Below are 14,701 nucleotides of genomic sequence, written 5' to 3'. Positions count from 1 at the left end.
GTCCCTGCTAACGATACAAAACCCTAAGCCGGAATCGCCTTGGCCTTCGGCTCCCGATCCCAAACCCGATGCTGCCCGATCGCGGCGAAAAACGCTTTGATCAACTTGGCATCCGTCCCCACGATCAGCCCCGCATCAACCTCAAGCTTCAACACATCCAGCAACTGTTTCGCCTCGCCTTGCAGGGCTATTGCCTTCAAATGCTTGTAAGCCTCCAGCACGTAATGCAGCGCCACACCATCACCGCTCAACGCCTTGATTGACGCCGCACCACCAGGCACGAACACCGCGTCGAACGCTATCGAAGGTAGCCCTTCCATCGAAGCATCCACGGGCAATGTCTTGCCGTCAGCGGTGGTCACCGGCGCGGATGTCGGGCCGAGCAATTTGGCGTGTGCGCCTTCTGCCTTCAGCGCTTTCTTCATGGCATCGATGGCTGCGCCATCAACCCCATTGGCCGCCAGAATCGCCACTTTGCGGGTTTTGATGTTCGCCGGTAGCAAGTTCGCCTGGCTCAACGCTGGCGAGCGATCCAGTGAGACTTTGCGCACCGCGACTGTCCCGGCCTTCGGTGCCGGCAAACCAAGGTTCTGGGCTACACGCTTGGCCAGTTCCAGATCGATGTTGGCGAGGATCTCATTCACCTCGCGTGCGCGGATGTGCGCTCGCTCAACCTTGCCCAACTCAAAGCTGTAGGCCGAGATGATGTGTTCCTGCTCGTGCTTGCTCATGCTGTGGAAAAACAGCCGCGCCTGCGAGAAGTGGTCGCTGAACGACTCACTGCGCTGGCGGATCTTGTTGGCGTCGATGCGCTCCGGATAACTCTCGAAGCCGCCTTCCTGAGCGGCGGGTGGCGTCTCTTTCGGCCAGCCGCCATCGATGGAGTTCGGCTCGTAGGACGCACGCCCCTTGTCGATGGTGGTGCGGTGCAACGCGTCCCGCTGGCCGTTGTGAAACGGCGCCACCGGACGGTTGATCGGGATCTCGTGAAAATTCGGCCCGCCGAGTCGGCTGATTTGCGTATCGGTGTAGGAAAACAGCCGACCTTGCAGCAGCGGATCGTTGGAAAAATCGATCCCTGGCACGATATGCCCCGGGCAGAAGGCGACTTGTTCGGTTTCGGCGAAGAAATTGTCCGGGTTGCGGTTCAGCGTCATTTTGCCAAGCGGTGTGATTGGTACCAGTTCTTCCGGGATCAGCTTGGTCGGGTCGAGGATGTCGAAGTCGAAACTGTGCTCGTTTTCCTCTTCAATGACCTGCACGCCCAGCTCCCATTCCGGGTAGTCGCCCGTCTCGATGGAGTCCCAGAGATCGCGCCGGTGGTAGTCGGTGTCTTTGCCGGCGAGCTTCTGTGCTTCGTCCCACACCAGCGAACACGTGCCCGCGGTCGGGCGCCAATGGAATTTGACGAAGCGCGATTTGCCCTCGGCGTTGATCAGCCGAAACGTGTGCACACCAAAGCCCTGCATGCTGCGCAGGCTTTTCGGGATCGCCCGGTCGGACATCGCCCAGATCACCATGTGCGCGGACTCCGGCACCAGCGAGACAAAATCCCAGAAGGTATCGTGCGCCGAGCCGCCGGTAGGCATCTCGTTGTGAGGTTCGGGTTTTACCGCGTGCACGAAGTCAGGAAACTTGATCGCATCCTGTATGAAAAATACCGGCATGTTGTTGCCCACCAGATCGAAGTTGCCTTCGTCGGTGAAGAACTTCACGGCGAAACCTCGTACGTCGCGCACGGTGTCGCCTGACCCGCGTGGACCCTGAACGGTGGAAAAACGCACGAACACCGGCGTTTTCTTACCGGGGTCCTGTAAGAAACCAGCCTTGGTCAACACGGAATGGTTTTCATAGCTCTGAAAGTAACCATGAGCGCCGGTGCCGCGGGCATGGACGATGCGCTCGGGAATGCGTTCATGGTCAAAGTGCGTGATCTTTTCACGCATGATGAAGTCTTCCAGCAGCGACGGTCCGCGAGCGCCGACCTTCAACGTGTTCTGGTTGTCCGATACCTTCACGCCCTGGTTGGTGCGCAAGGCCTGTTCGGTGGCGTCGGAGCGAAATTTTTCCAGGCTGTCGAGCTTGGTATTGGTGTTGCCGCGGTCCAGGGTGTCGGTCCCGGCCAGTGCACTTTTAGGGGCGGCAGGCTTTTTAGTACTCATCAGTCGTAGACTCCTCGTTGCGATTCCCGCCGTAGCCAGGACGCTAATTCAGACCCCAGGCACGGCACCGGGGGCGTTTTCGAGTTGCCTTATTAGTGACTGATGAGCTTTTTAGCCGTTCCTTTTTTATGACCTTTGATCGCGTTATTGCCAAATGAAAGGTTGAATGCGGAATAAATGCTAATAACCTCTATACGGACAGGCTAAAATGCGCGCCCGGCTAACCGCTGATCCTTTTTCAACGCGCCCCACAAGGTTCGCTACGTGATCGAGTTTCAAAACGTCCACAAAACCTACCGCGTCGCCGGTAAGGATATTCCCGCCCTGCACCCGACCAGTCTGTCGATTGAGAACGGTCAGGTTTTCGGCCTGATCGGTCATTCCGGTGCGGGAAAAAGTACCCTGCTGCGTCTGATCAATCGCCTGGAGAACTCCAGTGGCGGCAAGATCATCGTCGACGGCGAAGAAGTCACTGCGCTTGACGCCACTGGCTTGCGACGCTTCCGTCAACAGGTCGGGATGATTTTCCAGCACTTCAACCTGCTGGCCTCCAAGACCGTGGCCGACAACGTCGCGCTGCCGTTGACCCTGGCGGGCGAACTGTCGCGTGGCGAGATCGATCAGCGTGTCGCCGAGTTGCTGGCGCGGGTAGGTTTGTCCGACCACGCCAAAAAGTACCCGGCGCAGTTGTCGGGCGGCCAGAAGCAGCGTGTCGGCATTGCCCGCGCACTGGCGACCAAGCCGAAAATCCTGCTGTGCGATGAAGCCACCAGTGCACTGGACCCGCAGACCACGGCGTCGGTCCTGCAATTGCTGGCCGAGATCAACCGCGAACTGAAACTGACCATTGTCCTGATCACCCACGAGATGGATGTGATCCGTCGCGTGTGCGACCAGGTGGCCGTGATGGACGCTGGCGTGATCGTCGAGCAAGGTTCGGTCGCTGAAGTGTTCCTGCATCCGAAACACCCGACCACCAAACGCTTCGTGCAAGAAGACGAGCAGATCGACGAAAGCGAGCAGCGTGACGATTTCGCTCACGTGCCGGGCCGCATCGTTCGTCTGACCTTCCAGGGCGAAGCGACCTACGCGCCATTGCTGGGAACCGTCGCTCGGGAAACTGGCGTGGACTACAGCATCCTGGCCGGTCGTATCGACCGCATCAAAGACATCCCCTATGGGCAACTGACCCTGGCGGTCACCGGCGGCGACATGGAGGCGGCGTTTGCCCGCTTCACCGCGGCTGACGTTCATATGGAGGTGCTTCGTTAATGGAAGCTCTGACAACGTTTTTCGCCAACATCGATTGGTTCGAAATCTGGCTGGCCACCGGCGACACCTTGATGATGCTCGGCGGTTCGCTGCTGTTCACCGTTTTGCTCGGCCTGCCGCTGGGCGTGCTGTTGTTTCTCTGCAGCCCGCGTCAGTTGCTGGAAGCCAAAGGCGTTTACGCGATGTTGTCGCTGGTGGTGAACATCCTGCGTTCATTGCCCTTCATCATTTTGCTGATTGTGATGATCCCGTTCACCGTGTTGATTACCGGCACTTCGCTGGGTGTCGCCGGTGCGATTCCGCCGCTGGTGGTCGGTGCCACGCCGTTCTTCGCGCGTCTGGTGGAAACCGCCTTGCGTGAAGTGGATCGCGGCATCATCGAAGCGACCCAGGCCATGGGCGCGACGACACGTCAGATCATCACCAATGCCTTGCTGCCGGAAGCCCGCCCGGGCATCTTCGCGGCGATTACGGTGACAGCTATTACACTGGTGTCCTACACGGCGATGGCCGGTGTGGTGGGCGCCGGTGGTCTGGGTGACCTGGCGATCCGTTTCGGATACCAGCGTTTCCAGACTGACGTGATGGTCGTCACGGTGGTGTTGTTGCTGGTGTTGGTTCAAGTGCTGCAAACGGTTGGCGACAAGTTGGTCGTACACTTCTCGCGCAAATAATTTATGAGCAGGCCATTCGCTGGCGGGCGCCGCAAACAGGCGCCGCAAGCGGATATTCACAAGGAGTTAGCTGAATGAAAAAACTACTCGTCGCGTTCGCTGCCGTTGCAGCCTTTTCTGCCCACGCCGACACCCTGACCGTTGCGGCCACCCCGGTCCCGCACGCAGAAATCCTCGAATTCGTGAAACCGGCACTGGCCAAAGAAGGCGTGGACCTGAAGGTCAAAGTCTTCACCGACTACATTCAGCCGAACGTGCAAGTGGCCGAGAAACGTCTGGACGCCAACTTCTTCCAGCACCAGCCGTACCTCGATGAGTTCAACAAGGCCAAGGGCACTAATCTGGTTTCCGTAGCCGGTGTGCACCTGGAACCGCTGGGTGCTTATTCCAGCAAGTACAAGGCACTGACCGAACTGCCGGGCGGCGCCACCGTGGTGATCCCGAACGACGCCACCAACGGCGGCCGCGCCTTGCTGCTGCTGGCCAAGGCTGGCCTGATCAAGTTGAAGGATTCGAACAACATCCTGTCGACCTTCAAAGATATCACCGAGAACGCCAAGGACCTGAAATTCCGCGAACTGGAAGCCGCAACCATCCCGCGCGTGCTGACCCAGGTCGACCTGGCGCTGATCAACACCAACTACGCGCTGGAAGCCAAGCTTGATCCGGCCAAGGATGCACTGGTCATCGAAGGCAGCGACTCGCCGTACGTGAACATCCTCGTTGCCCGCCCGGACGACAAGGACAGCGAAGACATGAAGAAACTGGTTGCCGCGCTGCACAGCCCGGAAGTGAAAGCCTTCATTCTCGAGAAGTACAAAGGCGCTGTGGTGCCGGCGTTCTGATCTGACGCTGTAACGAAAAATGGGGCGCATTGAATGCGCCCCATTTTTTTTGCCCGAAGTACGCGCCCCCTGTAGGAGCCAGGCTTGCCGGCGAAGGCGTCCGAGAGATCGCCTTCGCCGGCAAGCCTGGCTCCTACAGGGGCGTGGTGTTTATTTACGTTTAAGCATTACGGGCAATTGCGCCACCAGCTTCGCGTTGTTCAACGGCGCCCGGATAAACCCGCGCTGTGTCCCGTCCGGCCCGATCACCGCCAGGTTGCCGCTGTGATCAACCGTGTAATTCGGTTTGCTGGTGTCCGCCGGAATGAACGGAATGCTCACCGCGTTGGCCAGTTTCTGAATGTCTTCCACCGACGTCGCCGTCAGGCCTTGAAACTGCGGATCAAAGTAGCCCAGGTATTGCTTGAGCTGCTTTGGGGTGTCGCGGTTCGGGTCGACGCTGACCAGCACGATCTGCAATTTATCCACAGCCTCCGGCGGCAGTTCGCTCTTGATCTGGCGCAGTTGCGCGAGGGTGGTGGGGCAGATGTCCGGGCAGAAGGTGTAGCCGAAGAACAGCAGGCTCCACTTGTCTTTCAGTGCGTTGACCGCCACCGGTTTGCCGTCCTGATCGGTCATCGTCACGTCCGGCAGATTACGGCTTTGCGGCAACAGGATGATCCCGGCGTCGATCAACGCGGTCGGGTCGCCCTGGCCTTTGCCGGACAGTACTTTATTGATGGTCAGGCCCAGAACCAGTGCGATCAGGGCAACAAGGATGAAGACGGTTTTCTGGGTTCGAGTCATAGGTTCAACAGTAGGTAGTGGTCTACGAGCAGCGCGATAAACAGCAGGAACAAGTAGTAAATAGAGTACTTGAACGTGTTGATCGCTGCGTGCGGTCGAGTGCCACGGTACAGCACCACGGCCCATTGCAGAAACCTTGCGCCCAGTCCCAGCGCACAAATCAGGTAAAGCATGCCGCTCATGTGGATCACGTACGGCATCAGGCTCACGGCCAGCAGCGCGAAGGTATAGAGCAGGATGTGAATCTTGGTGTAGTGCTCGCCGTGGGTTACCGGCAGCATCGGAATGTCGGCCTTGGCGTATTCCTCTTTGCGGTGAATCGCCAGCGCCCAGAAGTGTGGCGGGGTCCAGGCGAAGATGATCAGCACCAGCAACAACGGTTCGGCGCTGATGTGGCCGGTGGCGGCGGTCCAGCCGAGCAGCGGCGGGGCAGCACCGGCGAGTCCGCCGATGACAATGTTCTGCGGCGTCGCGCGTTTGAGGAAACCGGTGTAGACCACGGCGTAACCGAGCAAGGAGGCGAGGGTCAGCCAAGCGGTCAGCGGGTTGGTGAAGGCCAGCAGCAACGCCTGGCCCAGCACCGCCAACACCAATGCGAACGTCAGCGCCGCCGTCGGTGAGACCCGGCCTTCGGCCAAGGGGCGTTTGTGGGTTCGGGCCATCACCGCGTCGATGCGTCGGTCCACTACATGATTCACCGCCGCCGCACCTCCGGCACACAAGGCGATCCCCAGATTGCCGAACACCAGCACGGTCCATGGCACCCCGGCGCGGGTCGCGAGGAACATGCCGACCAGCGAGGTGATGAGCATCAGCACCACCACTTTCGGCTTGGTCAGCTCCAGGTAGTCACGCCAGATCGCCTGGTTGTGACGTGCGCCGATCAGAGTCGCCATGGCATCTCTCCTTTTATTGTTATGGGCCCGGCTGAATGTTTACGCGGGCTGAACCGCCAGCGTGTCGGTTGCTTGACCCGAACCAGACTGGTTCGCGCGTGATAATTGACCAGCACCATCGTCAGCAGCAGCGCTGCGCCGCCGGCGTTATGCGCGACGGCCACCGGCAGCGGCAGGTGGAACAGCACGTTGCTGATGCCGAGGGTGATTTGTGCGGCGAGGGCAATCAGCACCAGCCCGGCCAGGCGCGTCATGCCGACGACTTTCAGTTGCCATGCGAGGCCGAGCAGCACCACTGTCACCAACAGCGCGCCGATACGGTGAGTCAGGTGAATCGCCGTGCGAGCATCGCTGTCGAGCTGCCCGCCCAGATAATTGGGGCCGATATGTTGGGTCAGGTGAAAGCCGTTGGCGAAGTCCGCCGGTGGCAGCCATTGCCCGTGGCAGGTCGGGAAGTCGATGCAGGCCACCGCCGCGTAGTTGGAGCTGACCCAGCCACCGAGGGCGATTTGCAGGATCACCAGCAACAACCCGGCCGTCGCCCAGTACTGCAAGCGCCGGGGCACGGTCAGCGCAGGCAGCACGCCGGACAGGCGCAGGGTCAGCAGAAACAACAGGCTCAACGTCGCGAAGCCCCCGAGTAAATGCCCCGTCACCACTTGCGGCCAAAGCTTGAGCGTCACCGTCCACATGCCGAACGCCGCTTGGGCAATCACCACCGCCAACAGAAACAACGGCAGCTTCACCGGTTGCCCCGGATGACGACGATGCACCCACGCGCGACCGGCCAGCACCGAGATCAACAGCCCCAGCGTGCCGGCGAAGTAACGGTGGACCATCTCGTTCCAGCCCTTGTGCGCTTCGACGGGCGCATCGGGAAAGTGCAGTTCGGCATGGGCCAGTTGGGCTTCGCTTTTCGGCACGCTGATAAAGCCATAGCACCCCGGCCAGTCCGGGCAACCGAGACCGGCGTGGGTCAGGCGGGTGTAGGCGCCGAGCAGCACCACAATCAGTGCCAGCAAGGTGGCAAACAGCGCGAGGCGAAATCCAGGTTTGGCCATGACGATGCCCTTATCCGATGTTCGACAGTTTCAGCAGATGGCGCAGGTCGTTGAGCAAGTCCTTACCCTTCACCGTCGGGTCGTAGCGCAGCACCAGATTGCCGTGGGGGTCGATGATCCACAGGTGCGGCGTGTCATTGCTCTGAGCGCCTTTGGTGTAGGTCGGCAGGTCCAGTGGATAACGCTGCAACTGCGGGTACTCGCGTTGAAGTTTAGTCTCGTAATCGCTGTCCAGCGGCTGCGCGGTGGCGACGGCATGACTGGCGCGGGACGCATCGCGACCGAGGCCGATCTGGATTTGCCGTGCCAGATACACCAGTTGCTGACAGTCCACCGAACACGCCTTCGGTGCCGTGACCAGTAGTTGCCAGCGCTCTTCCTGCGCTTGCACACCAAGGTCGGCGCGGGTCTGGCCGTTGCCGATCAGCTCGCCGTGATAGCTGCGACCTTCCGGCACCCAGAAATTCAGTTTGTACATGCCGGTGGCGAGGATCATCGGGCCGATCACCACGAGCAGGATCAGTAACAGCTGCAAGCGACCCTTGCGCCGGTTCGCCGGCGTTTTCGCTTCAGACATGCTGGGTGGATTCATGGCCGCTCCCATGGTGTTTCTCCTTTGCGTTGTGCCAGCCGAGGTAGATAAAAAGGCCGAGCAGGGCGATCGACATGGCGAACCACTGCACGGCATAAGCGATGTGTTTTTCCGGCCCTGTGGCAACGATCGGCCAGTCGGCCCGGTAGGTCGCAAGGCTGTTTTCTGCGCGTAATTCGTAGGCAAACCCTTCACGGTCCAGAGCTGACCAGAGCTTCGTCGGCTCCACCGCTGTGATCAGCTGCGGCCAGGTTGTGCTGTCCGGGTCAGCGTGTAATTGAAACGTCGCGCCGGGGGAGACATAGACCCAGGCATCGAGACTCAATGCCTGGGCGGGTGTGGTGAATTGCGGCGGTGTGCGTCGGTCCGGCCATGGCAGCCAGCCGCGATTGACCAGCAGCCAGAGCCCGGTCGCCTGATCCTGAAACGGTTGCAGCAGCTCGACGCCAACCTTGCCGTCGCGCTGACGGTTATCCAGCAGCAGACTGTGCGCGGCGTCGAATTGGCCGTGCAGGCGAACCCGGCGAAAGGCCGGATCCTCGGTGTGTGGCAGTTGGGTGCTGGCCATCGGTTCGGCGGCACGGCGTTCGGCATAGGTGTGCAGCAGGGCGCTTTTCTCTGCGCCACGGCCCAGTTGCCAGAAGCCGAGCGACACCAGCAGCGGCAGCAGGAGGGCGACCACCAGCGTCGGCACGATGCCCGGCCGAAAGCGCTTCATGGCGTCGCCAGAAAGTCATTGGTCGCGATAGCTATACTCAAGTGCATCGCCTGTCCCCCGGAGTCCCACCATGCTCAAAGCAGCCATCGTCCTGATGCTGATTGCCACGGTTGTCAGCCTGTTCAGCGGCCTGTTTTTTCTGGTCAAGGACGACAGCAGCTCGAACCGCCTCGTCATTGCCTTGAGTGTCCGTGTTGCCCTGGCCGCTGTTACCGTCGGCTTGATCGCCTGGGGGTTTTTCAGCGGCCAGTTGGTCTCTACTGCGCCTTGGTAAAGCCTCAGAGCACGTAGACGAAAATGAACAGTCCGATCCACACCACGTCCACGAAGTGCCAATACCAGCTCGCTGCCTCGAATCCGAATTGGTGCTCGTTATCGAAGTGACCGCGCAGGATCCGCATCAGCATCACAAACAAAATGATGGTGCCGATGGTCACGTGGGCGCCGTGGAACCCGGTGAGCATGAAGAACGTCGCGCCATAGATGCCCGAACCCAGGGTCAGGCCCAGTTCGTGGTAGGCGTGGATGTACTCTTCGGCCTGGAAGCCGAGGAACGCGCAGCCCAGCAACACGGTGATCGCCAGCCAGATTTTCAATACGCCGCGATGGCCCTTTTTCAAGGCGTGGTGAGCGATGGTGATCGTGACGCTGGAACTCACCAGCAACACGGTATTGAGCAACGGCAGGCCCCAGGGGCTGATGACTTCCTTGGGGGGCACAAAGAGTTTGGAATCCGGGTTGTTCAGCAGCGGCCAGGTCCACTCGAAGTTAGGCCATAGCATATGCGCAATGCCTTTGGCGCCTTCACCACCAAGTGCCGGTCCGGACACGTGGCGCACGTAAAACAGCGCACCGAAGAAGGCGATGAAGAACATCACCTCCGAGAAAATGAACCAGCTCATGCCCCAGCGGAACGAGCGATCCATCTGCGGGCTGTACAAACCGCCGCGACTTTCCTTGATCACCGTGCCGAACCAGCCGAACAGCATGTACGCCAGCAGCAGACCACCGACGAAAAAGATCAGCGGGCCGTGGGATTCCGGCCGCGCCGCTTTCAGATCGTTGAACCAGGTGGCCAGGCCGTACACGGTGGTGAACATCCCGACCGTGGCGATGATCGGCCATTTGCTTTGGGCCGGTACGTAATAGTGCTCATGAGTTGCCATTTATTGTTCTCCTTATCGGGCACGCTCAGCCGCCAGTATTTACAGCCACCGGTGGATGTCGGGCGGTGATATCGAACAGCGTGTAGGACAGCGTCAGGTGCTTCACTTCCTTGGGCATGTCGCGGTCAACGATGAAACGTACCGGCATCTCGATCCGTTGACCGGGCTGCAGCACTTGCTGGGTAAAGCAGAAACATTCGGTCTTGTGGAAATACGCCGCCGCGTTGCTCGGCGCGATGCTCGGCACCGCTTGCGCGCTCATCGGCCGGTCGGTCGGGTTGTGGGCGATGAAGATCATCTCGTTGACCGCGCCGGGATGGGCCGTCAGCTCGTCGCTCTTGGGGTAGAAATCCCAGGACATGTCAGCAGAGTTGGTCGACAGAAACTGCACGCGGACCTGCCGCGAGGTATCGACGGTTTGTTCGCCTTCGTATTGCCCGGCGGTCTTGCCGTTGATGCCGAACGCCTTGCACATCACGTCGTAGATCGGCACCAGGGCAAAGCCGAAGACAAACATCGCCACCACCACCAGCACCAGGCGGGTGACGAGCTTCTTCATCGAAATAGAATCAGCCATGATTCAAACCCTCAACACCGAACCCTGTAGGAGCCGGCTTGCTGGCGATGCAAACACCGCGGTACGTCAGGCACACCGCGTAATCGTTCATCGCCAGCAAGCCGGCTCCTACAGGACCGAGGCGTTTCATTTCACTTCCGGCGGCGTGGTGAACGTGTGGTACGGCGCCGGTGACGGGATGCTCCACTCCAGGCCTTCCGCGCCATCCCACGGTTTGGCCGGTGCCGGCGGGCCGCCACGGATGGTCTTGATCACGATGAACAGGAAGAAGATCTGCGTGGCGCCGAACATGAACGCACCGATCGACGACACCATGTTGAAGTCGGCGAATTGCAGGTTGTAGTCCGGAATCCGTCGCGGCATCCCCGCCAGCCCCACGAAGTGCATCGGGAAGAACGCCATGTTCATGCCGATGAACGACAGCCAGAAGTGCAGCTTGCCGAGGGTTTCGTCGTACATGTGGCCGGTCCATTTCGGCATCCAGTAGTAGGCCGACGCGAAGATCCCGAAGATCGCCCCCGGCACCAGCACGTAGTGGAAATGCGCGACCACGAAGTAGGTGTCTTGGTACTGGAAGTCCGCCGGGGCGATGGCCAGCATCAACCCGGAGAAGCCGCCGATGGAAAACAGGATCACGAACGCCACCGCAAACAGCATCGGTGTCTCGAAGGTCAGCGAGCCTTGCCACATGGTGCTGGCCCAGTTGAACACCTTCACCCCGGTAGGCACCGCGATCAGCAGCGTGGCGTACATGAAGAACAACTCGCCCACCAGCGGAATGCCCACCACGAACATGTGGTGCGCCCAGACGATAAAGGACAGGAAGGCAATAGATGCGGTGGCATAGACCATCGAGGTGTAGCCAAACAGCGGCTTGCGCGAGAACGCCGGGATGATCGAGCTGACGGCACCGAAGGCCGGCAGGATCATGATGTACACCTCCGGGTGACCGAAGAACCAGAACACATGCTGGAACAACACCGGATCACCGCCACCGGCAGCACTGAAGAAGCTGGTGCCGAAGTGGATGTCCATCAGCATCATCGTCACGCATCCGGCCAGCACCGGCATGACTGCGATCAGCAGGAACGCGGTGATCAGCCAGGTCCAGACGAACAGCGGCATTTTCATCAGCGTCATGCCGGGGGCGCGCAGGTTGAGGATGGTGGCGATCACGTTGATCGCGCCCATGATCGAACTGATCCCCATCAAGTGGATGGCAAAGATGAAGAACGTCACGCTTTCCGGCGCATAGGTCGTGGATAGCGGCGCGTAGAACGTCCAGCCGAAGTTCGGCCCGCCGCCGGGGGTGAACAGGGTCGACACCAGCAAAATGAACGCCGCCGGCAACAGCCAGAAGCTGAAGTTGTTCATTCGCGGCAGGGCCATGTCCGGCGCGCCGATCATCAGCGGGACCATCCAGTTGGCGAGACCGACGAAGGCGGGCATCACCGCACCGAAGACCATCACCAGACCGTGCATGGTGGTCATCTGGTTGAAGAATTCCGGCTGGACGATCTGCAATCCTGGCTGGAACAGTTCGGCGCGAATCACCATCGCGAACGAGCCGCCCAAGAGGAACATGGAGAAAGCGAACCACAGGTACAGCGTGCCGATATCCTTGTGGTTGGTGGTCAGCACCCAGCGCATCAGGCCTTTGGCAGGGCCATGGGCGTGCTCGGTATGGGTATGGACAGGGTCATCGATGACAGCCGTCATTTCATGTCTCCTGCAAACAGAGAGGCTGGGCGGGCCGGGGCGCAATGCCCCGACCGGTTGCTGGTGTACGCAATAGACCGGGTCATTTGCTTTCCGCCTGTTTCAGCTCCAGCACTTCTTTTGGCGTGACCATGTCGCCCTTGTTGTTGCCCCAGGCGTTACGTTCGTAGGTCACGACCGCTGCGATATCGACTTCCGACAGCTGCTTGCCGAACGCCGCCATGGCGGTGCCAGGCTTGCCGTGGAAGACAATGCTCAAGTGATCCTTGATCGGTCCAGTGGCGATTTTCGAGCCCTTGAGCGCCGGGAACATCGGCGGCAGGCCCTGGCCTTCGGCCTGGTGACAGGCCACGCAAGTGGTGTGATAGACCTTGTCGCCGCGCTCCTTGAGCTCGTCGAGGGTCCATTCCTTGCTGGTCAGTTCTTTGAGTTGCGCAGCTTCTGCCTTGCGCTCGCCCAGCCATTTTTCGTAATCGGCCTTTTCCTTGACCTCGACCACGATCGGCATGAAGCCGTGGTCCTTGCCGCACAACTCGGCGCACTGGCCACGGTAGAGGCCGGGCTTGTCGACGCGGGTCCAGGCTTCGTTGACGAACCCCGGGATCGCATCGCGCTTGACCGCGAAGGCCGGCACCCACCAGGAGTGGATGACGTCGGCAGAGGTCACCAGGAAGCGCACCTTGGCGCCGATCGGCAGCACCAGCGGCTTGTCGACCTCGAGCAAGTAGTGCTCGCCCTTGGCTTCCTTGTTGTGAATCTGGTCGGCGGGGGTGGCCAGGTTGCTGAAGAACTCGACGTCCTGGCCCAGGTATTTGTAGTGCCACTTCCACTGATAGCCGGTGACCTGGATATCGATATCCGGCTCACTGGCGTCGTACATCTTGATCAGGGTCGCCGTCGCCGGTACCGCCATGGCCACCAAAATGATGAAGGGCACGATGGTCCAGAGGATTTCGACGGTAGTGCTTTCATGAAACTTGGCGGCCACCTGCCCGGTCGAGCGGCGGTGGAGGATCATCGACCAGAACATGGCGCCGAAGACGATGATGCCGATCACTACACAGATCCAGAAAATGGTCATGTGCAGGTCAAATACTGCGTGACTGATTTCAGTCGCTCCCGGCGCCATATTCACAGTCCAAGCCGCTTGCGCCTGACTGAAAATCGACCACAACAGGAGGCCCATCCAGACGTGTGGATGTCGCATCATTGCGGGTTCCCCTTATCGTTCTTGTTATCCCGCCGGCTTTCACCTGCGGCAAGGGAGCGGCATTTTCAGACTACGAACTTGAATCGCCGGGTCTTGCTGCGTGTGCAGTCGGACGTCATCAGCTAACTCCATTCCAACCCGAGTATAGACAGCGACTGCTACCTCGCAATGTGAGGGCGTAAATCATCTGAAACAGCTGGGACTTGCGTTCTAGGTCACGAATGGAGAAGGATGCAGAGGAGTGGTGGCACATCGATATAACTTTGACGTATCAAGGATGAAATATTTATGACAAATGCGTCTTAGCAGATTTTGGATGCCAGCTAAGTTATGTCTTCCCTATTTCATTGCCTTTGTTTCCTGGAGTTTTCATGAACACCGCCGCATTGCGCGAGCAGATCCAAAAAGCCCAACAACATGAAGCCGAGACCGGCCTGCTGACACGTCAGCTGGAAAGCAAACTGCCTCATCTACACCCATCGATCCAACTGCCGGAGGCGGATGCCAATGGCGTGCTGACGCGTTTTGTCGCTGCCTATATCGATGAAGTTCCTGATCTGCTGGATGCAGCCAATGAAGTCGCAAGGGAAGCGGGTATCGAGTCACAGATCAAACCGGTGTTGAAAATCGCCGAACAGTACTTCCTCCAGCCACCAGAAATCATGGCAGGGCACGTCGGACTGGACAGCCTGCTGGACGAAGCCTATCTGGCGCATCGGTTTGTCGAAGAGGTCAACGACCTGTACATCAAGCATTTTGGCCAGCCACTGATCCCCTTGGACATGACTGTCGCCAACCTGATCGCTCACCAACTGATCGGTGAGGAATTTGCCAACCAACTGGATGAAGTGGTGCACCACGCGGTGGATAACATGCTCGACGATGAAAGCTTTGCGCTGGAGTCGGTGGAAGCCTACCGCGAGAAACTCCGTAGCCCGGATACCGGCGCTGCGTGGACACGCTGGCCATGCATGTCGCGCCGGCTGGGCGTAGGTCTCGAACTGGACCAGCCCGCCGCCTAAA

General features: G+C 59.7%; 16 protein-coding genes. 5 read left to right on the top strand and 11 right to left on the bottom strand.

Features of this window, described 5'->3' with window-relative positions; translation table 11 throughout:
• Positions 1–23: 23 nt before the first annotated feature.
• Positions 24–2,162, bottom strand: a complete 2,139-nt coding sequence (gene katE / locus ACYZUC_RS19880) for a catalase HPII (RefSeq protein WP_461989850.1) — start codon at positions 2,160–2,162, stop codon at positions 24–26.
• Positions 2,163–2,426: 264 nt separating this feature from the next.
• Here katE and ACYZUC_RS19875 point away from each other — a divergent pair, with 264 nt between their 5' ends.
• The 3 genes from ACYZUC_RS19875 (at position 2,427) to ACYZUC_RS19865 (ending at position 4,953) form a co-directional block, all read left to right on the top strand.
• Positions 2,427–3,434 carry a methionine ABC transporter ATP-binding protein gene (locus ACYZUC_RS19875; protein WP_461989848.1) on the top strand — a complete coding sequence of 336 codons (1,008 nt, stop codon included), beginning with the start codon at positions 2,427–2,429 and terminating at the stop codon, positions 3,432–3,434.
• Complete coding sequence (locus ACYZUC_RS19870; RefSeq protein WP_461989846.1) at positions 3,434–4,108, top strand: methionine ABC transporter permease; 675 nt, start codon at positions 3,434–3,436, stop codon at positions 4,106–4,108. The genes ACYZUC_RS19875 and ACYZUC_RS19870 overlap by 1 nt, the downstream gene beginning before the upstream one ends.
• A gap of 74 nt (positions 4,109–4,182) precedes the next feature.
• Entirely contained in the window at positions 4,183–4,953 is a 771-nt protein-coding gene (locus tag ACYZUC_RS19865; RefSeq protein WP_461989844.1) for a MetQ/NlpA family ABC transporter substrate-binding protein, read from the top strand.
• A gap of 150 nt (positions 4,954–5,103) precedes the next feature.
• Here ACYZUC_RS19865 and ACYZUC_RS19860 read toward each other — a convergent pair whose 3' ends face one another.
• From ACYZUC_RS19860 to ACYZUC_RS19840, 5 genes are read right to left on the bottom strand one after another with little or no spacing between them, the layout of a single operon-like run.
• Entirely contained in the window at positions 5,104–5,739 is a 636-nt protein-coding gene (locus ACYZUC_RS19860) for an SCO family protein (RefSeq protein ID WP_461989842.1), read from the bottom strand.
• Complete coding sequence (gene cyoE, locus ACYZUC_RS19855) at positions 5,736–6,635, bottom strand: heme o synthase (protein ID WP_008027686.1); 900 nt, start codon at positions 6,633–6,635, stop codon at positions 5,736–5,738. Before cyoE ends, ACYZUC_RS19860 begins: the two co-directional genes overlap by 4 nt.
• Positions 6,623–7,696, bottom strand: a complete 1,074-nt coding sequence (locus ACYZUC_RS19850; protein WP_192417858.1) for a COX15/CtaA family protein — start codon at positions 7,694–7,696, stop codon at positions 6,623–6,625. The genes cyoE and ACYZUC_RS19850 overlap by 13 nt, the downstream gene beginning before the upstream one ends.
• Positions 7,697–7,706: 10 nt before the next feature.
• Positions 7,707–8,300, bottom strand: coding sequence for a hypothetical protein (locus ACYZUC_RS19845; protein ID WP_461989840.1), 594 nt, complete (start codon positions 8,298–8,300; stop codon positions 7,707–7,709).
• Entirely contained in the window at positions 8,266–9,006 is a 741-nt protein-coding gene (locus ACYZUC_RS19840) for an SURF1 family protein (RefSeq protein WP_461989838.1), read from the bottom strand. Before ACYZUC_RS19840 ends, ACYZUC_RS19845 begins: the two co-directional genes overlap by 35 nt.
• A gap of 70 nt (positions 9,007–9,076) precedes the next feature.
• Between ACYZUC_RS19840 and ACYZUC_RS19835 the strand changes: the two genes are divergently transcribed.
• Positions 9,077–9,280 (top strand): twin transmembrane helix small protein, encoded by a 204-nt coding sequence (locus tag ACYZUC_RS19835; protein WP_008027692.1) that lies wholly within the window; start codon positions 9,077–9,079, stop codon positions 9,278–9,280.
• 4 nt (positions 9,281–9,284) lie between these two features.
• Here the strand turns inward: ACYZUC_RS19835 and ACYZUC_RS19830 are convergent, their stop codons facing one another.
• From ACYZUC_RS19830 to coxB, 5 genes are all read right to left on the bottom strand, one after another.
• Entirely contained in the window at positions 9,285–10,172 is an 888-nt protein-coding gene (locus ACYZUC_RS19830; RefSeq protein WP_461989836.1) for a cytochrome c oxidase subunit 3, read from the bottom strand.
• A gap of 25 nt (positions 10,173–10,197) precedes the next feature.
• Positions 10,198–10,749, bottom strand: coding sequence for a cytochrome c oxidase assembly protein (locus ACYZUC_RS19825; protein ID WP_461989834.1), 552 nt, complete (start codon positions 10,747–10,749; stop codon positions 10,198–10,200).
• Positions 10,742–10,879, bottom strand: coding sequence for a hypothetical protein (locus ACYZUC_RS19820; RefSeq protein ID WP_461989832.1), 138 nt, complete (start codon positions 10,877–10,879; stop codon positions 10,742–10,744). Before ACYZUC_RS19820 ends, ACYZUC_RS19825 begins: the two co-directional genes overlap by 8 nt.
• Positions 10,876–12,468: a cytochrome c oxidase subunit I gene (gene ctaD, locus ACYZUC_RS19815; RefSeq protein ID WP_461989831.1), complete on the bottom strand. Its 1,593-nt coding sequence runs from the start codon at positions 12,466–12,468 to the stop codon at positions 10,876–10,878. Before ctaD ends, ACYZUC_RS19820 begins: the two co-directional genes overlap by 4 nt.
• A gap of 82 nt (positions 12,469–12,550) precedes the next feature.
• Positions 12,551–13,678, bottom strand: a complete 1,128-nt coding sequence (gene coxB / locus ACYZUC_RS19810) for a cytochrome c oxidase subunit II (RefSeq protein WP_461989829.1) — start codon at positions 13,676–13,678, stop codon at positions 12,551–12,553.
• A 371-nt stretch (positions 13,679–14,049) separates the two neighbouring features.
• On the opposite strand from coxB, the gene ACYZUC_RS19805 reads away from it, so the two are divergent.
• Complete coding sequence (locus ACYZUC_RS19805) at positions 14,050–14,700, top strand: hypothetical protein (protein WP_461989827.1); 651 nt, start codon at positions 14,050–14,052, stop codon at positions 14,698–14,700.
• The last annotated feature ends 1 nt before the right edge of the window (position 14,701 follow it).

The organism is Pseudomonas sp. GT1P32 (assembly GCF_054897805.1).
The sequence above is the reverse complement of the archived record's forward strand: the minus strand, read 5'-3'. Positions and strand labels throughout refer to the sequence as shown.